The organism is Mesorhizobium escarrei (genome assembly GCF_935825525.1).
Taxonomy (GTDB): domain Bacteria; phylum Pseudomonadota; class Alphaproteobacteria; order Rhizobiales; family Rhizobiaceae; genus Mesorhizobium; species Mesorhizobium escarrei.
This window is the reverse complement of sequence record NZ_CAKXZT010000090.1, coordinates 116,549-129,863: the sequence shown is the minus strand read 5'-3', so window position 1 is coordinate 129,863 and position 13,315 is coordinate 116,549. Positions and strand designations below refer to the sequence as shown.

Annotated in this window: 16 protein-coding genes; 7 read left to right on the top strand and 9 right to left on the bottom strand. The window is 64.7% G+C overall.

Annotated elements, in window-relative coordinates:
- Positions 1-93: 93 nt before the first annotated feature.
- Positions 94-432 carry a hypothetical protein gene (locus tag NMG80_RS06375; RefSeq protein ID WP_254017354.1) on the bottom strand — a complete coding sequence of 113 codons (339 nt, stop codon included), beginning with the start codon at positions 430-432 and terminating at the stop codon, positions 94-96.
- Between the two features lie 119 nt (positions 433-551).
- Between NMG80_RS06375 and NMG80_RS06370 the strand changes: the two genes are divergently transcribed.
- From NMG80_RS06370 to NMG80_RS06355, 4 genes are all read left to right on the top strand, one after another.
- Positions 552-1,559 carry an aldo/keto reductase gene (locus tag NMG80_RS06370; RefSeq protein WP_254017353.1) on the top strand — a complete coding sequence of 336 codons (1,008 nt, stop codon included), beginning with the start codon at positions 552-554 and terminating at the stop codon, positions 1,557-1,559.
- Positions 1,560-1,813: 254 nt separating this feature from the next.
- Positions 1,814-2,764: a substrate-binding domain-containing protein gene (locus tag NMG80_RS06365; protein WP_254017363.1), complete on the top strand. Its 951-nt coding sequence runs from the start codon at positions 1,814-1,816 to the stop codon at positions 2,762-2,764.
- Between the two features lie 241 nt (positions 2,765-3,005).
- On the top strand, positions 3,006-4,589 hold the full coding sequence (locus NMG80_RS06360; RefSeq protein WP_254017352.1) for a sugar ABC transporter ATP-binding protein: 1,584 nt from the start codon (positions 3,006-3,008) through the stop codon (positions 4,587-4,589).
- Positions 4,586-5,602: an ABC transporter permease gene (locus NMG80_RS06355; protein WP_254017351.1), complete on the top strand. Its 1,017-nt coding sequence runs from the start codon at positions 4,586-4,588 to the stop codon at positions 5,600-5,602. Before NMG80_RS06360 ends, NMG80_RS06355 begins: the two co-directional genes overlap by 4 nt.
- Positions 5,603-5,839: 237 nt before the next feature.
- Here the strand turns inward: NMG80_RS06355 and NMG80_RS37745 are convergent, their stop codons facing one another.
- The 3 genes from NMG80_RS37745 to NMG80_RS06340 form a co-directional block, all read right to left on the bottom strand.
- Positions 5,840-6,472 carry a DUF982 domain-containing protein gene (locus NMG80_RS37745; protein ID WP_436798555.1) on the bottom strand — a complete coding sequence of 211 codons (633 nt, stop codon included), beginning with the start codon at positions 6,470-6,472 and terminating at the stop codon, positions 5,840-5,842.
- 311 nt (positions 6,473-6,783) lie between these two features.
- A complete protein-coding gene (gene groL, locus NMG80_RS06345) occupies positions 6,784-8,415 on the bottom strand; it encodes a chaperonin GroEL (protein ID WP_254017350.1) in 1,632 nt (543 codons plus the stop codon).
- A 58-nt stretch (positions 8,416-8,473) separates the two neighbouring features.
- Entirely contained in the window at positions 8,474-8,788 is a 315-nt protein-coding gene (locus NMG80_RS06340; RefSeq protein WP_254017349.1) for a co-chaperone GroES, read from the bottom strand.
- A gap of 496 nt (positions 8,789-9,284) precedes the next feature.
- Here NMG80_RS06340 and NMG80_RS06335 point away from each other — a divergent pair, with 496 nt between their 5' ends.
- Positions 9,285-9,554 (top strand): usg protein, encoded by a 270-nt coding sequence (locus tag NMG80_RS06335; RefSeq protein WP_254017348.1) that lies wholly within the window; start codon positions 9,285-9,287, stop codon positions 9,552-9,554.
- A 112-nt stretch (positions 9,555-9,666) separates the two neighbouring features.
- Here NMG80_RS06335 and NMG80_RS06330 read toward each other — a convergent pair whose 3' ends face one another.
- Together NMG80_RS06330 and NMG80_RS06325 are read right to left on the bottom strand one after the other, a co-directional pair.
- Positions 9,667-9,939, bottom strand: coding sequence for a DUF982 domain-containing protein (locus NMG80_RS06330; RefSeq protein WP_254017347.1), 273 nt, complete (start codon positions 9,937-9,939; stop codon positions 9,667-9,669).
- Positions 9,940-10,117: 178 nt separating this feature from the next.
- Entirely contained in the window at positions 10,118-10,336 is a 219-nt protein-coding gene (locus tag NMG80_RS06325) for a hypothetical protein (protein WP_023799042.1), read from the bottom strand.
- A 260-nt stretch (positions 10,337-10,596) separates the two neighbouring features.
- Here NMG80_RS06325 and NMG80_RS06320 point away from each other — a divergent pair, with 260 nt between their 5' ends.
- Both NMG80_RS06320 and NMG80_RS06315 read left to right on the top strand, forming a co-directional pair.
- Positions 10,597-11,061: an Hsp20 family protein gene (locus NMG80_RS06320; protein ID WP_254017346.1), complete on the top strand. Its 465-nt coding sequence runs from the start codon at positions 10,597-10,599 to the stop codon at positions 11,059-11,061.
- A 58-nt stretch (positions 11,062-11,119) separates the two neighbouring features.
- Entirely contained in the window at positions 11,120-11,656 is a 537-nt protein-coding gene (locus NMG80_RS06315) for an Hsp20/alpha crystallin family protein (RefSeq protein WP_254017345.1), read from the top strand.
- Between the two features lie 156 nt (positions 11,657-11,812).
- Here the strand turns inward: NMG80_RS06315 and NMG80_RS06310 are convergent, their stop codons facing one another.
- From NMG80_RS06310 to NMG80_RS06300, 3 genes are read right to left on the bottom strand one after another with little or no spacing between them, the layout of a single operon-like run.
- A complete protein-coding gene (locus tag NMG80_RS06310) occupies positions 11,813-12,217 on the bottom strand; it encodes a periplasmic heavy metal sensor (RefSeq protein WP_254017344.1) in 405 nt (134 codons plus the stop codon).
- A complete protein-coding gene (locus NMG80_RS06305; protein ID WP_254017343.1) occupies positions 12,214-12,690 on the bottom strand; it encodes a hypothetical protein in 477 nt (158 codons plus the stop codon). Before NMG80_RS06305 ends, NMG80_RS06310 begins: the two co-directional genes overlap by 4 nt.
- Positions 12,687-13,295, bottom strand: coding sequence for an RNA polymerase sigma factor (locus NMG80_RS06300; protein WP_254017361.1), 609 nt, complete (start codon positions 13,293-13,295; stop codon positions 12,687-12,689). Before NMG80_RS06300 ends, NMG80_RS06305 begins: the two co-directional genes overlap by 4 nt.
- Between the last annotated feature and the right edge of the window lie 20 nt (positions 13,296-13,315).

Below are 13,315 nucleotides of genomic sequence, written 5' to 3'. Positions count from 1 at the left end.
GTGGGGGAGATGTCCGGCAGGACAGAGGGGGGCGCTGTCCCGCCTGCGCCCCGAAATATTGCTGGGATGACGAAAGGATGAAGGTCACACAGCTCAATCGTCGGTGGCCGGCGTCAGTTCGAGCTCGGCCGGCGACAGACCCTGCTGGAGCTGGCTCAGCCGGAATTCATCGACCCAATAGGCCTCGCCGTCGACGAGGACACGCGCCTTGTAGGCACCGGCGGAAAAGCTTTGCGCGGTGATGTAGACCTTGTGGCGGTCGAGCGCCTTGCGCACTGCAGCGCGCTTGGAATTCTGACTGGTGGCGGAACTGGCCATGGACTGCTCATACACACGCCGCCGCAGGACATAGCGGCTGGCGTAAGGATGGCCGAGACCGGGTGTTCTGTCAATTTCCGGGCACTGGGCAAAGGCGCCGAGCGGAAAGCTCACGCGATTGTGCGATCAGCCTCGACAGAGCAACTGTGGAAATCGAGCGCGCGCTCTATATGGTCCCTCTCGCAACAGCCCTGACGCATACGAACCCTGACAATTATCCGGAGACATCATCCATGACCTTGAGCACACGCAAGCTGGGCAGCCAGGGGCTGCAGGTATCGGTGATCGGCCTCGGCTGCATGGGCATGAGCCAGTCCTACGGCCCGGCCGACGAGGCGGAATCGATTGCCACCCTGCATCGCGCCATCGAGCTCGGCTGCACCTTCCTCGATACGGCGGAAGTCTATGGCCCGCACACCAATGAGGCACTGCTCGGCCGCGCGCTGAAGGGCCGGCGCGACAAGGTAACGATCGCCACCAAATTCGGCTTCCGTATCGAAAACGGCAAGCAGATCGGCACTGACCGCAACAGCCGGCCCGAGCATATCCGTGAGGCGGTGGACGGCTCGCTCGGCCGGCTCGCCACCGACCATATCGACCTGCTCTACCAGCACCGCGTCGACCCGACGGTGCCGATCGAGGATGTGGCGGGTGCTGTCAGCAAACTAATCACTGAAGGCAAGGTGCGCTTCTTCGGCCTGTCGGAGGCGGGTGCGGCCAACATCCGCCGGGCGCATGCCGTGCATCCGGTGTCGGCGGTGCAGAGCGAATATTCGCTGTGGGAACGCAATCTGGAACCGGAAATCATCCCGTTGCTCAGGGAACTCGGCATCGGCCTGGTGCCGTTCGCGCCGCTTGGCCGCGGCTTTCTCACCGGCGACGTCAAGCGCGCCGAGGACTATCCGGAAGGCGACTTCCGCCGCGGCGACCCGCGCTACCAGGGCGCCAACTACGACGCCAATGTGCAGGCGGCCGGGGTTGTCCGCGACATCGCGGCGGCCAAGGGCGTCAAGCCCGGCCAGATCGCGCTGGCTTGGCTGCTGCACAAGGGCAGCGATTTCGGGCTCGACGTCGTGCCGATCCCCGGCACCAAGCGTCGAAAATATCTCGAGGAGAATGTCGCCGCTGCGGCGATCGAGCTCGACGCCGCCGCAATGCAGGCGCTCGACGGCGCGCTGGCGCCGGGCAAGGTCGCGGGTGAGCGCTACAACGAACGCGTCATGGTGACGATCGACCGGTGATCTTCCCTTCTCCCGCTCGTGCGCCCCACGGGCGAGGGAAGGCCAGCACCCCGTTCTTGCGCAAGTCTCCGGGCTTGGCTAGCATCCGCCCGCCGGCGCCGAGCGGAGGAGAACGTCGCGGTGGACCGGCTGGAGCGCCGTTGCGTCCCCTTGGGCGCTCAAAGGACACTCCATTTCTGGATCGACGCAGGAATTTTCGGAAAACCGGAACCGGTTTTCGGGTTCATGCGCTCATGTGGGAGGAGACTAAATTGATCAACAGACGTGAATTCCTGCTGTCGTCCGTGGCGATGGGCACGATGGCGCTGGCCGCTCCACAACTGGCGGTCGCCCAGGACAAGCTGACCATCCTTGGTTCGGTGCCGAGCCTCGGCTTTCCGTTCTTCGTGCACATGCTGAACCAGATCAAGGCGGAAGCTCAGGCGCAAGGCGTCAACCTTGTCGAAAGCGACGGCCAGAACTCGGCGCCCAAGCAGACCGCCGACATCGAGGCTGCACTCGTGCAGAAGGTCAACGCCATCGTCATCTCGCCGCTTGACGTCAACGCGCTGGCGCCGGCCATCGAGCAGGCGATCCAGGCCGGCGTCCCCGTCGTCACCATCGACCGCCGCGTCGACGGGGTCGACGGCATCCTCGCCCATGTCGGCGCCGACAACGTCAAGGGCGGCGAGGCCGAGGCACAGGCGATGGTCGCGGCGTTCCCGAACGGCGCCAAGATTTTCCATCTGCAGGGCCAGCCAGGTGCTGGGCCGGCGATTGACCGCAACAAGGGCGTGCACAACGTCCTCGACCCGATGAAGGACAAGTACCAGATCATCTTCGAGCAGACCGCCAATTTCGCCCGCGCCGAGGCGCTGTCCGTCACCGAGGCGGGCCTTGCCGCCAACGGCAAGCCCGACGCGATCATCTGCGCCAATGACGACATGGCGCTTGGCGCGGTTGAAGCCTGCGCGGCGCGCAACTTCACCGACGTCAAGATCTACGGCTTCGATGCGCTTCCCGAAGCGCTGGTCGCCGTGCGCGACGGCAAGCTGGCCGGCACCGTCGAACAGTTCCCCGGCGAGCAGTCGCGAACCGCGGTGCAGATCGCCGTCGCCTATGCCAAGGACAAGACCGAGCCGAAGGAAAAGCTCGTGCTGCTGACGCCGATCGTCATCGGCAAGGACAATCTCGACAAGGCAGAAAGGCTGGGCGAGACGAAGTAGGCGACGCCGAGGGCACGGGGCGAGCAGACGTTGCATTCTGTCCGCCCCCCTCTGCCCGCGGGCATCTCCCCCACTTGGGGGGAGATTGGCAGCTTCGCCGATGCGCCTTTTCTGCAGCGTAGGAGATTGGCGGAAGCCGGCGTGACAGCCAATCTCCCCCCTTGTGGGGGAGATGTCCGGCAGGACAGAGGGGGGCGCTGTCCCGCCGGCCTGCGTAGAAATCGCAACCTGGGAGCAACCTTTGCCCGCGGCTGAAGCCATCGTGCCATCTCCCGCCCTCCTCGCCGTCGAAGGCGTGACCAAGCGCTTTGCCGGCGTGACTGCGCTCAACGATGTCTCGCTCGAGGTTCGGCCCGGCGAGATCCTCGGCCTGCTCGGCGAGAACGGCGCCGGCAAGTCGACGCTGCTCAAGATCCTGTCCGGCGTGATGCCGCCGTCCAGCGGCCGCATCGTCTTCGACGGCGTCGAATTCAATCCCCACAACCCGCAGGATGCCAAGCGCCTCGGCATTGTCACCATCTACCAGGAACTGAGCCTGATCCCGACGCTGACCGTGGCGGAGAACATCTTCATCGGCCGCGCGCCGCTCGGGCGCTTCGGCCTGGTCAGCTGGCGGAAGATGGAGGTAGACTCGCGCGCGATCATCGCCCGCGTTGGCCTGGACCTCGACCCGGCGACGCCGGTGTCGGCGCTGTCGGTGGCCGAGCAGCAGCTGGTCGAGATCGCCCGCGCGCTGTCGCTGAAGAGCCGTCTCATCATCATGGACGAGCCGACCTCGGCGCTGACCGAAACCGAAGTGCAAAAACTGATGTCGATCATGGGCCGGCTGCGCAAGGATGGCGTCGCCATCATGTTCGTCACCCATAGGCTGGAAGAGGCCTCTGCGATCTGCGACCGCATGACGGTGCTGCGCGACGGCAGGCTGGCCGGCCATCTCGACCGCGACAAGGGACCATCGGGGGGGCCGATCAAGCTGCCGAAAATCATCGAAAAAATGGTCGGCCGCGCCGCGTCGGAGCTTTATGCCAGGCCGACGCTGCGCGATGTCGCCGGCGACGTCAGGCTTTCCGTGCGCGGCCTGCGCACGGTGCGCGACCCGCAGGCGCCGCACGCCATCGTGCTCGAAGGTGTCGATCTCGACCTCAAGGCGGGCGAGATCCTCGGCGTCGCCGGCCTCGTCGGCTCCGGCCGCACCGAACTTGCCCGCGCCATCTTTGGCGCCGACCGCATCGCCGCCGGCACCATCACCCTCGACGGCAAGACGATCGCGCCTGAAACACCGGCCGACGCCATTGCGCTGGGCATCGGCCTGGTTCCGGAAGACCGCAAGCATCAGGCGATCTTCGCCGCGCTCGGCATTCTCACCAACTTTTCCATCGCCGCACTCGGCCGCTACTCCAACGCCGCCGGCTTCATGGCCGAGCGCCGCGAGCGCGAAGCGCTGGCAAGCTACAGGAAGACGCTGTCGATCCGCATGGCCTCGCCCGAGCAGCCCATAGAGGGGCTGTCCGGCGGCAACCAGCAGAAGGTCATCCTCGCCCGCTGGCTGGCGCGTGACCCCAAGGTGCTGATCGTCGACGAACCGACACGCGGCGTCGATGTCGGCGCCAAGGCCGAGGTGCACCAGATCCTGGTGCAGCTCGCCGGGCGCGGCATCGCCATCATGATGATCTCGTCCGAATTGCCCGAGGTGCTTGCGGTGTCGGACAGGATCGTCACCATGCGGCGCGGCCGCATCACCGGCGAGATGCCAGGCATCGAGGCGACAGAGGAAAAACTGATGGAACTGATGGCGCTCGACCAAACGCAGGAAGCGACGCAATGACCAGCACGACCGAACAGAGCGAGCGCAGCGGCATCAATGTCGCGCGCCTGCTGATGAGCTTCGGCCCGCTGATGTTCCTGGCGCTGCTGATCGTCGTCTTTACCGTCCTGAAGCCGAGCTTCATCGATCCCATCAACATCTTCAACATCATGCGACAGATCTCGATCACCGGGCTGATCGCGCTCGGCATGACTTTCGTCATCCTCACCGCCGGCATCGACCTGTCGGTCGGTTCGCTGCTGGCTTTCTGCGGCATGGTCGCGGCGGTGGTGGCCAAGGGCGGCACCGCCAACACGCTGTCGCTGTCGACGGCCGGCACGCAAGGCTATGGCTGGTTCGCAGCCCTTCTGGCCGCCGTCGTCGTCGGCGCCCTGGCCGGCGGCGTCCAGGGCTTTGCCATCACCAGGCTGAAAGTGCCTCCCTTCGTCGTCACGCTTGGCGGCCTCACCGTCTTTCGCGGCCTGACGCTGACGATCTCCAACGGCGGCCCGATCTCCGGCTTCGACGCCTCGATGCGCTGGTTCGGCACCGGACTGATCGGCCCGGTCCCGGTGCCGGCGATCATTTTCGCGGCGGCGGCGATCCTCTGCCACATCGTCTTGCGCTACACGCGCTACGGCCGCGCCGTCTACGCGGTCGGCGGCAATGCCGAGGCGGCGCGGCTGTCGGGCCTGCGCGTCGACCGCATCCTGATCTCGGTGTACGTTATCGTCGGCTTCTTCGCCGGCCTTGCCGCCTTCGTGCTATCGGCCAGGCTCAATTCCTCGGAAGCCGTCGCCGGCATCGGCTACGAGCTGACGGTGATCTCGGCGGTGGTCATCGGCGGCACCTCGCTGTTCGGCGGCATTGGCTCGGTCGGCGGCACGGTGGTGGGTGCAGCACTGATCGGCGTGCTGCAGAACGGGCTGCAGTTCAACAACGTCTCGTCCTACACGCAAAGCATCGTCATCGGCCTGATCCTGATCCTCGCCGTGGCCTTCGACCGCTGGCTGAAATCGCGGGTAAGGCGGTGAGGGTTGGGGAGGCGGTGCAGGGCGATCTTACCTTCTCCTCTTGTGAGAGAAGGTGGCCTCGCCCACGGGTCTTGCCTCCGGCAAGCCCGAGGACACGCTCGGCGAGGTCGGATGAGGGGTGTTCCAGCTTGGCAATTTGCTTGAAATCGCCGCCGCCTCATTCCTTCCAGCACCCCTCATCCGGCTTGGCGCTTCGCGCCAATCCACCTTCTCCCACAGGGGAGAAGGAAAGCGCGTTCAAGCCGGAGCGTTGACACGCTGCGAACGCGCCCAATCGGCGACCGGTCCACCGGCAACCGTAGAGCTCGTCTGCGGCGCGAGCAGATCGTTGCGGCGGGCAAACGCCACGAAGGTCGCCCGCGCCGTCTCGGCATCGATCTCTCCGTCCATCGCGGCCCGGCAGGCTTTGGCGGCGATGTCATGTGCGGCCGTCCGGCTCGCCGACGGCCATTCGGCAAGCAGCGCATAGGCCTCAGCCGCGCTTTCTATCCTGGTCGGCGTGCCGAGGCCGGTAAGGATGGTGACCGGCTTTTCAAAAGTAGAACGATCCATGACACTCTCCTTTGGAAGCTCAACTGGCTCCTTTCCGGGTTCAACTGTCCGGCCGCTGCGATCCTCAAGAGCGGCCTGCGGGACGACAGCGCCGATCAGCGAATGCAACGCGGCCGGCTGCGGCGGCACGCTCGGCCGTGGCAGCAGCCGGTGCACCTTGGCCAGTGTCTCCAGCCAGGCCATTACGACAAGGGGCGGATGTTCACGCCCGTAGAGCCAGGCCTTTGCCTTGCCGATCGGATAGCCCGCTTCTTCGGCGAAATCGGTTTCCGACCACCGCAACAGGCGCAGGCATGCGCGCATGCGCGCGGCAATCATTTACGCTCCTCCTTGCCGGCCCCCACGCGTTGGGCCGACAGGAACATCAGCGTATAGGCCGCCTTGCGGCGATCCCAGCCGGCCTGCTCGGCCATCCAGCAAGCCATCGACCAAGGGCGCCAGCGCCGCCCTGCAATCGGTTTCATAGTTGAAATCGTTCTTCGGGCGGGTCGGCGCCGCGATCTTTCCAAAACTGTCCATCGTATCCATGGCAACACCTGCTCCGCATCGGTCCCGGACCGGCAAGACCGTGCCCGCTTTGGCGGACACGGTCCATCTGCCGTTCAGATGCCTCGCTTTCGAGACTGACCTTAGAAGTCCATGCCGCCACCGCCGGGCATGGCCGGTGCGGCAGCTTCCTTCTTCGGCTTCTCGGCCACCATCGCCTCGGTCGTCACCAGTAGGCCGGCGACCGACGCGGCGTCCTGCAGAGCGGCGCGCACCACCTTGGCCGGGTCGATCACGCCTTGCGCGTAGAGATCACCGAACTCATTGGTCTGGGCGTTCCAGCCATAGCCGAATTCGGTCTTCTCGCGCAGCTTGCCGACGATGATCGAACCTTCGGCGCCGGCATTCTCGGCGATCTGGCGCACCGGCTGCTCGATGGCCCGACGCACGATCTCGACGCCGGTCTGCTGGTCGGGATTGTCGACGGCGACATTGTCGAGCGCCTTCGCCGCCCTGAGCAGCGCCACGCCGCCGCCGGGCAGTATGCCTTCCTCGACCGCAGCGCGGGTGGCGTGCATGGCGTCGTCGACGCGGTCCTTGCGCTCCTTGACCTCGACCTCGGTCGAGCCACCGACGCGGATGACGGCGACGCCGCCGGCGAGCTTGGCCAGCCGCTCCTGCAGCTTCTCGCGATCATAGTCGGAGGTGGTCTCCTCGATCTGCGCCTTGATTTGGGTGATGCGGCCCTGGATCTCGTCCTTGCGGCCGGCGCCGTCGACGATCGTTGTATTCTCTTTCTCGATCACCACTTTTTTGGCGCGGCCGAGCATCTCCAGCGTGACGTTTTCGAGCTTGATGCCGAGATCCTCGCTGATGGCCGTGCCGCCGGTCAGGATGGCGATGTCTTCCAGCATCGCCTTGCGGCGATCACCAAAACCCGGTGCCTTGACGGCTGCAACCTTCAGGCCGCCGCGGAGCTTGTTGACGACCAGCGTCGCCAGCGCCTCGCCTTCGACATCCTCGGCGATGATCAGCAGCGGCTTGCCCGATTGTACTGCGGCTTCGAGCACCGGCAGCATGGCCTGCAGGTTGGAAAGCTTCTTCTCGTGAATCAGCAAATAGGGCTCGTCGAGCTCGACGCGCATCTTGTCCTGGTTGGTGATGAAATAGGGGCTGAGATAACCGCGGTCGAACTGCATGCCCTCGACCACTTCCAGCTCGGTCTCGGCGGTCTTGGCCTCCTCGACTGTGATGACGCCCTCATTGCCGACCTTCTCCATCGCTTCGGCGAGGAAGCGGCCGATCTCGGCATCGCCATTGGCCGAGATGGCGCCGACCTGGGCGATCTCGTCGTTCCTGGTCACCTTGCGGGCATTGGCCTTGAGTTCGGCGACGACAGCTTCGACCGCCTTGTCGATTCCGCGCTTCAGGTCCATCGGGTTCATGCCCGACGCCACCGCCTTTGCCCCTTCCTTGACGATCGCCTGGGCGAGCACGGTGGCCGTCGTGGTGCCGTCGCCGGCGACGTCGCTGGTCTTCGACGCCACCTCGCGCACCATCTGCGCGCCCATGTTCTCGAACTTGTCCTCAAGCTCGATTTCCTTGGCGACGGTAACGCCGTCCTTGGTAATGCGCGGGGCGCCGAATGACTTGTCGAGGATGACATTGCGGCCCTTGGGGCCGAGCGTGACCTTCACTGCGTCGGCGAGGATATTGACGCCGCGCAACATCTTCTCGCGGGCTTCGGTATGGAATTTCACATCCTTGGCAGCCATTGGATAACTCCTTCAAATAGGCAGCTTTTCGTTGACTGATTGCTCGTCCAGGCCCCGCTCAGGCGGCCTTCTGCATCTTGTCGGTCGATTCGATCACGCCCAGCACATCGCTTTCCTTCATGATGAGCAGATCCTCGCCATTAAGCTTGATCTCGGTGCCCGACCATTTACCGAACAGGATACGGTCGCCGACCTTGACGTCGAGCGGCTGCAACTGGCCGCTATCGTCACGCGCCCCGGGACCGGCGGCGATGACCTCGCCTTCCTGCGGCTTCTCCTTGGCAGTGTCGGGAATGATGATGCCGCCCGCGGTCTTCTCGTCGACCTCGATGCGGCGGACCAGGACACGGTCATGCAATGGACGGAACGCCATGTCGTTCTCCTCATAGGACAAACAGATTTTCTTGGACCTCCCTTCGCAGCCGACCGGTGCAACGGTCCATGCGACGGTGCGCGACCCCTGCTCAGGCATCGCGCGCCTATCGAGGTAGTCTGCCGGTTCAGCCTTTCAAGAGGATACCGAAAAAATTTTAGCACTCGCCGTGATCGAGTGCCAACACCCGCTGATATCAGCGCTTTTGCAAGGGTTTGAAGCGACGGATGCAGCTTGAAATCGCGGCGCAGGATTCCGACAGCGTCATCGATCCGGCATCGCCCGGCGGCGGCCGGAACCGATGAGGAAGCGGAGGCGTTTTTGGATGCGGAGGATGGCGATGGAGCGCGATGTTCCAACAATTTCCATTGCATCGGAAGATTCCGATCCCAGCTGCCTGCTCAAGGGCTGGGGCTGGGGGGCCGGGGCTGGCCGAAGCCGCCACGGCCGCCGTCACCGCGTCCTCGCATGATTGCACCACAGAAAGGAGACGTGCATGGTCAGCAAAGAGTTCCAGCTCCAGATGCAGGGTTTTGGCCTGACGACGGCGGAGATCCATTATCGCCTTCCCGACTATCGGGACCTGCTGCAGCTCTTCATCTGGCAGGAATACGACATCGCCCCGGATTTCCCGACACTGAAGCATTTCCTCGACTATTGGGAACGTGAGATCGAGGGCCCGCTGCATTCCGTGCGCGTCGCCCATCACTGTCTGATCCAGCCCTCCGAATGGCGGGCGGTGGACGGCGTCATTACGCTGCAGTGAGATAGAAGAAGGGCGGCGCCTTTCATGAAGGTGCCGCCTCTTCAGCACAGCGCGTCGGCGCCGATTTCAGCTGGGCCGATTTCAGCTGGGCCGATTTCAGGTGGATTGGCGTTCAGGTGGATTTACGTCCCGTGACCAGCAGCCCGGCGGTGCGCGCCGCCTTGACGAACGCCGTGCGAGCCTCGCCGGCGGTGCGCCAACCGTCGAGCGCGTCGCGGCAGGCGCGATAGGCTGCGCGCCAGCTCCGGCCGCGCGCCCGGTCCGGCCATTGCTGCATGCATTCGATGGCTTCCCAGCTGCTGGCGACCTTGCGCTCCCCGATGGATTGGAGCTCGATGTATTGGAGCTTGAGCGTGATCGGCTCGGAGAATGGGACGTCGTTCATCACTTCCTCCTTTTTTCTTTTTTAGAGCAAGTAACATCTTCGAATAGGGACGCGGCCCGATCGGCGCCCGACTGACGAGATGGTTCGTCTGCCTGCGCGCGTCAAGACCCTCCCCCTGTCCAGCCCTGCCCCTCTCCAATCCTGCTTGCCCCATTCCGGCGCCTCCTGTCCCGGCCGGCTATATGTCGTCGTCCGGCGGTTCGAGAAGCCCGATCAGCGTCGCCACCCTTGCCGACGGCAGAGGGCGGCCCTCGTTGACCAGCGCCTCATCGGCGCCGACCCAGGCAAAGGCCTCGCGCAACTCTTCGATCGTCGCGCCGGTCGAGGCGATGTCGGCGATGACGGCGTCGTCGACCGGGCCCAGCACCGAAATGATGTCGTCGCGTGTCATGGTCATGATCTCCTCCGTAGGGCGTGCCGCCGCGACCCGCAAATGACGGTTGAAACCGGCATTGCCAGTACAATCTGGGGGCCAGTACAACCTGGGCCAGTACAATCTGGCAAAAATTCTGGCAGCGGGACAGAATCTGGGTCTTGATTTTGACCTGACAATAACCAAATCCAAATTGCCGGTTGCCTGATGGGACCGGCAGAACCCAGGGAGCGCCAAGCTCTTTGGCGTCCCTCGTACTATGTTGCTCCATGGAGGATGTAGCTATGAGAACCGCATTCGACTTTTCCCCGCTCTATCGGTCGAGCATCGGTTTCGACCGCATCTTCAACCTGCTGGAAAATGCGCCTCAGGCAGTCGAAACCTGGCCGCCATATGACATCGAGCGAAGCGACGAGAACACCTATCGCGTGAGGATCGCCGTCGCCGGCTTGTCCGAGGACGATCTCGACATCAGCCACGAGCCGAACCTTCTCATCGTCTCGGGCGAGCGCAAGGAACGGGACGAGGTGGAATATCTCCATCGCGGCCTTCCGGTGCGACCGTTCACACGGCGCTTCGAGCTTGCCGATCACATGACGGTCACCGGCGCCTCGCTCAACAACGGCCTGCTGACGATCGACCTCGTGCGCCAAGTGCCTGAAGAGATGAAGCCGCGTCGCATCACGATCGCCAAGCAAGACGGCGACCGCAAGGCCGGACAGGTCGAGAAGCCGAAGCAGGCCGCCTGAGCGAAGGCGATCTCTGGCGTTCGCCTTTTGCACAACCAGTCGAGAAAGGAGAACAGCAATGGCTATTCGTGATCTCATACCCTGGGGCCGGGAGAACAGTCCGGTTCCCAGCTTCTATCGTGACGATGACCGGGACCCGTTCATGGCGTTGCATCGCGAGATGAACCGCATGATCGACGACGCGTTCCGCGGTTTCGAAACGCGCATGCCGTCGCTCAGCGGGTTCTCGTCGGCGCGCGGCAACTGGCCGAGCGTTGAAATCTCCGACGGCGAGAAGGAAATCCGCGTGACCGCGGAAATCCCCGGCATGGACGAGAAGGACATCGAGGTGCTGCTCGACGACGGCGTGCTGACGCTGCGCGGCGAGAAACGCTCCGAGACCGAGGACAAGGACAGGCACTTCTCCGAGCGGTTCTATGGCCGCTTCGAGCGCCGCATCCCGCTCGGCTACGAGGTCGAAGAGGACAAGGTGAACGCCGCCTTCCATAACGGCGTGCTCAGCGTGACGCTGCCCAAGACCCAGCGCGCGCAGTCGAAGGCCAAGCGCATCGCCATCGGTGGCAGCAAGGTCAGTTCTGGCGGGAGCAAGCACTGACGACATCGGCAGCCGGACGCGCAAGCCGCGCCCGGCTGCGCTCATTCCATTCGGTGGATACGCCACCCACCCGTTCCTGCTTGCAATCCAGCCGTCCGCCGGCCGCCCGATACCTTGGAAGGGCCCGATACCTTGGAAGGGCAAGCCCAACCAGCATCAACTTCCGGCGGCGGGCTTGGCCTTGACGTTCTTCAGCGCGGTCAACAGATAGTCCTGCATCGTCGCCTGAAGGTTTGTCGTGGCGATGCGCACTGCCGCCATCGCCTCCTTCACCGCCGCTTCGTCGAAGGGCGAAACCTGCTGCGCGGCCGCCAGATTGGCCCGCGCCATGCGCAGCTCGCGCAGTGCCGCCAAGGTGCGCGGACGGTTTGCGCGGCGAATGCTGCGGAACTCCTTCCTCACCTCGGGCGAGTAGGCGCCGGCGATCTCGGTGATCAGCCCGCCCGCCGCCGATCCTTGGCGCAAGCCATGAGCCGCATAGCCGAGCAGGAAGAAGTTGCCGGCAAGCGAAAGGCCGAGCAGCACCAGCGTCGCCGTCCATAACAAGTAACGCCTCGTCAAAGCGAATCCTCCCCGGCTGCGGGATCGGCGGCAATGCCGGACAGGCCATCGCCAGACAGCCCATTGTCAGACAGCCGCGCGCCGGAAGCCAGCGCCAGAAGCTCCGAATCCTGCAGATCATCCTGCAGCCGCGCCACCTGGTAGCCTGCCAACGTCATGGCTACGAGCATGGCCGCAGCGCAAGCCGCCAGTCCGGCCGGCTCAAGCAAGAACCTCGGCAGGAATGACGACCACGTTGACCTCCGGCCGGCATCGATGCGGGCCAGCACCTTGTGTGTCAGCGCCTGTTCGTCGCTGGCCATCAGCGCCGCCTCGAGCACGAGGCGATCGAGCGCGCGATCCGGATCGTCTTGCGGCGATCGGGCCGTTTCGCCGGTGACAAAGGCCCGTGCTTCCTGCCGGAAGGGAGCCGGCCAGGCGCCGACATCGTCGCCGAAGCGACGCTTGTTTCGTTCGAACTCGTCCCGTGTCATGAGGACTTCCTTTCCAGGCCTTCTGCCGCCATTGCCAAATGATCCCGCAAATGGTCCCTTAGCGCCCGCCGACCGCGGACCAGCAATTGCTCCGCCGAGCCGGCGCTGCCGCCCATCACCTCGGCGATTGCCGCGATATCGAGATCGCCGACGGCCCGCAGCAGCACGGCCATGCGCTGCCGCTCCGGCAGGCGCGACAGGCAGTCGCGGACAATCGCAAGCTCCTGTCGCGCGGCGGTCGTCGCTTCGGCACCCGGCTCTTGCGAGGCCACCTCATCCCGGACATCGTCGAGGCCGATGAAGGTCCGCAGCGCCCGGCGCCGGCGCTGGTCGATGCAGCGATTGGCGGTGATCCTGTACAGCCAGGTCGAGGCGCGTCCCCTGGCGGGGTCGAACCGTGCAGCCTGTTTCCAGATGGTCACGAACACCTCCTGCACCACATCCTCGGCGTCGCCGGCATTGCCGAGGTAGCGCGCCGCAAACATCCGCAAGCCGCGGCCATGGCGGGCGATGAGCTCAGACAGCGCGCCCTGGTTGCCCGCCGCCACCCGTGCCAGCAGTTCGTCGTCCTCACGGGGCTCCTCATGCTGCACGGCGGCGGGCACCAACTGGCGAAGCTCCTGAA